The sequence below is a fragment of the Aeromicrobium sp. PFPM2_SD2 genome, assembly GCF_057364525.1.
In genome coordinates, this window is sequence record NZ_JBNFNZ010000352.1 from 1 (window position 1) to 2,634 (window position 2,634).

At 72.2% G+C, this 2,634-nt stretch carries 4 protein-coding genes and 1 pseudogene; 1 reads left to right on the forward strand and 4 read right to left on the reverse strand.

Going from position 1 to position 2,634, the window contains the following annotated elements; all coding sequences use genetic code 11:
* The 4 genes and pseudogenes from AC2W7G_RS13400 to rimP all read right to left on the reverse strand — a co-directional run.
* Positions 1 to 246 (reverse strand): translation initiation factor IF-2 N-terminal domain-containing protein (locus AC2W7G_RS13400; protein WP_485868878.1); only part of this gene is annotated, 246 nt, incomplete at its 3' end.
* 134 nt (positions 247 to 380) lie between these two features.
* A complete protein-coding gene (locus AC2W7G_RS13405) occupies positions 381 to 665 on the reverse strand; it encodes a YlxR family protein (protein ID WP_485868879.1) in 285 nt (94 codons plus the stop codon).
* Between the two features lie 26 nt (positions 666 to 691).
* Positions 692 to 1,761: pseudogene (gene nusA, locus AC2W7G_RS13410) on the reverse strand (transcription termination factor NusA).
* Positions 1,762 to 1,765: 4 nt separating this feature from the next.
* On the reverse strand, positions 1,766 to 2,212 hold the full coding sequence (gene rimP / locus AC2W7G_RS13415) for a ribosome maturation factor RimP (protein ID WP_485868880.1): 447 nt from the start codon (positions 2,210 to 2,212) through the stop codon (positions 1,766 to 1,768).
* Positions 2,213 to 2,301: 89 nt separating this feature from the next.
* Between rimP and AC2W7G_RS13420 the strand changes: the two genes are divergently transcribed.
* Positions 2,302 to 2,634, forward strand: a 333-nt coding sequence (locus tag AC2W7G_RS13420) for a hypothetical protein (protein ID WP_485868881.1), incomplete at its 3' end; no start/stop codon positions are given.

Genomic DNA, 2,634 nt, shown 5'->3' on the forward strand with positions numbered 1-2,634 from the left:
TCTTGGGACCGGGCTTGGGCGCCGCCGTGTCGGCGGGCTTGGCGGCCGCCTTCTTGGCGCCGCCCTTCCTTTCGCGCCCTGGGCGCGCAGCGCGTCGCCGTGCTCCTCGGTGAGGCGGCGGACGACCGGCGCCTCGATCGTGGACGAGGCGGACTTCACGTACTCGCCCATGTCCTTGAGGGTGGACAGGACGACCTTGCTCTCAACACCGAACTCGCGGGCGAGCTCGTGGACTCTGACAGCCACTCTTCTCCTTCAGGGGCCCACACCCTGAAGGGCGCAGACCACTAGTTGTCGTACAGGCTCATCGGAAAGAACTCATCGAGTGCTCATGAGCGAGTGCTCCGATTTCGTCTCGGGGGCCGAGCGGCCCCGCCGGTTTACGTGGGTCGTGCGGGTGGTGCGTGCCCTGCGTCGGGGGCCAGCTGCTCGACGACCTGGGTCAGGTCGAGCGTGCCGGTCAGGCGCAGGGCCCGGCCGAACGCCTTGCGACGCACGGCCAGGTCCAGGCATCCGGGGTCGGGGTGCAGATGAGCACCTCGGCCCGGACGTCGGCCGTCGGGATCGAGGACCACCGTGCTCGGTGGGTCCCCGGCCGCGACGACCCGGACCAGGGTGGACTTCTCCGCTCGCTCTCGACAACCGATGCACGTGCGGATCACCATCGACCAGTCTAGCGGCTTCCTGGTCGTCACGCGCCGCCGGGCGCGCCGGGACGACCGCTCGCACCGCCGCGGGCCGGCGCCGAGGGCTGGTCGCCCCGCGGGTCGGTGTCCGAGCGGATGTCGATGCGCCACCCGGTCAGACGCGCGGCGAGGCGGGCGTTCTGGCCCTCCTTGCCGATCGCGAGCGACAGCTGGAAGTCCGGCACGACGACCCGGGCGGCCTTCGCCGCGGGGTCGACGAGCGTGACGCTCTTCACCTGCGACGGCGACAGCGCGTGGGCGATGAACTCGGCCGGGTCGTCGCTGTGGTCGACGATGTCGATCTTCTCGCCGTGCAGCTCGCTCATGACGTTGCGGACGCGCTGGCCCATCGGGCCGATGCAGGCGCCCTTGGCGTTGACGCCCTGGGCGCGCGACCGCACGGCGATCTTGCTGCGGTGGCCGGCCTCGCGGGCGATCTCGACGATCTCGACGGTGCCGTCGGCGATCTCGGGGACCTCGAGCTCGAACAGCTTCTTGACCAGGCCCGGGTGGGTGCGCGAGACGCGGACGCGCGGGCCGCGCATGCCCTTCTCGACCGAGTAGACGTACGCCTTGACGCGCTCGCCGTGGCGGTAGGTCTCGCCGGGCACGCGCTCGGTGGTCGGCAGCAGCGCCTCGAGCCGACCCAGGTTGATGAGCACGTCCTGCGGGTCGCGACCCTGCTGGAGACGCCGGAGACGATGTCGCCGACCTTGCCTGAGAACTCGCCGAACTTCTGCTCGTCCTCGGCGTCGCGCAGGCGCTGCATGATCAGCTGGCGCGCGACGGTCGCGGCGTAGCGGCCGAAGTCGGCCGGGGTGTGGTCGAACTCCTCGCTGAACCGCGGGGCCGGGCGCTCCTCGCCCTCGGCCACCGGCGGCGTCTCGAGCCGCTCCTTGGCCCAGACGGTGACGTGCCCGGTCTTGCGGTCCAGCTCGACGCGCGCGTGGGAGTGGGCGTCGCTCGTCTTGTGGTAGGCCGAGAGCAGCGCCTGCTCGATGGCCTCGACGACCACGTCGAACGAGATGTCCTTCTCGCGCTCGAGCAGACGGAGCGCGGCGATGTCGATGTCCATGGTCCTACTTCCGGTTCAGCTCGACCTGGACGAGCGGGTTCGTCAGCTCGTCGTAGGCGTAGCGGGTGGGGGTGCCGGCGACGTCGAGGGTCACGCCCTCGTCGTCGCTCTCGCCGATGCGGCCGACGACCTTCGCGCCGTCGGCGGTGGTGGCCTTGACCAGGCGGCCGGCGTTGCGGCGCCAGTGACGCGGCAGGCTGAGCGGACGGTCGACGCCGCGCGAGGTGACCTCGAGCGTGTAGGCGCCGTCGCCCATGACGTCGGTCTCGTCCAGCTCGCGCGAGAGGGCGCGGGTCAGCTCGGCGATGTGGTCGATGGTGATGCCGCCGTCGGTGTCGACGGCCACGCGCAGGACGCGCTGCTTGCCGGCGGGAGCGAGCTCGACCGCCTCGAGGTCGAGGCCCAGGTCGTTCACGCACCTCTCGACGAGGTTCTCGACTGTGTCGGCCATGGGTCGTCCTCCGTATGTACTTGTCGGTCCGAGTGCGGCCCTCGCGGGTCCGGACCAGCCTACCCGGTCCCGGCCGGTAGCCTGCCACCGTGATCGGACGGCGCGGGGTGATCGTCGGCACGGGTGCGCTCGTGCTGGCCGCCGGCGGCGTCTACGCGGCCGAGCGGGCCGGCGTCCTGGACGACGCGCTGCGCTCCACCGGCCTGGAACCGGTCCCCCAGCCCGACCCGGACGACGAGCGGCTGCTCGCGGACGTCCGCACGGCGCTGTCCGCGGTGCTGCTGGTCGCCGAGCGCGACGCGCCGACGACGTCGCCGTGCTGGTCGCCGAGCAGGTCGACGCCCTCGGCGGCGCGGACGCCGGGGCGTCCCAGGCATCGGCTCCCCCCGCTCCGCACCGCCCTGCAGGACGCCGCCGACGAG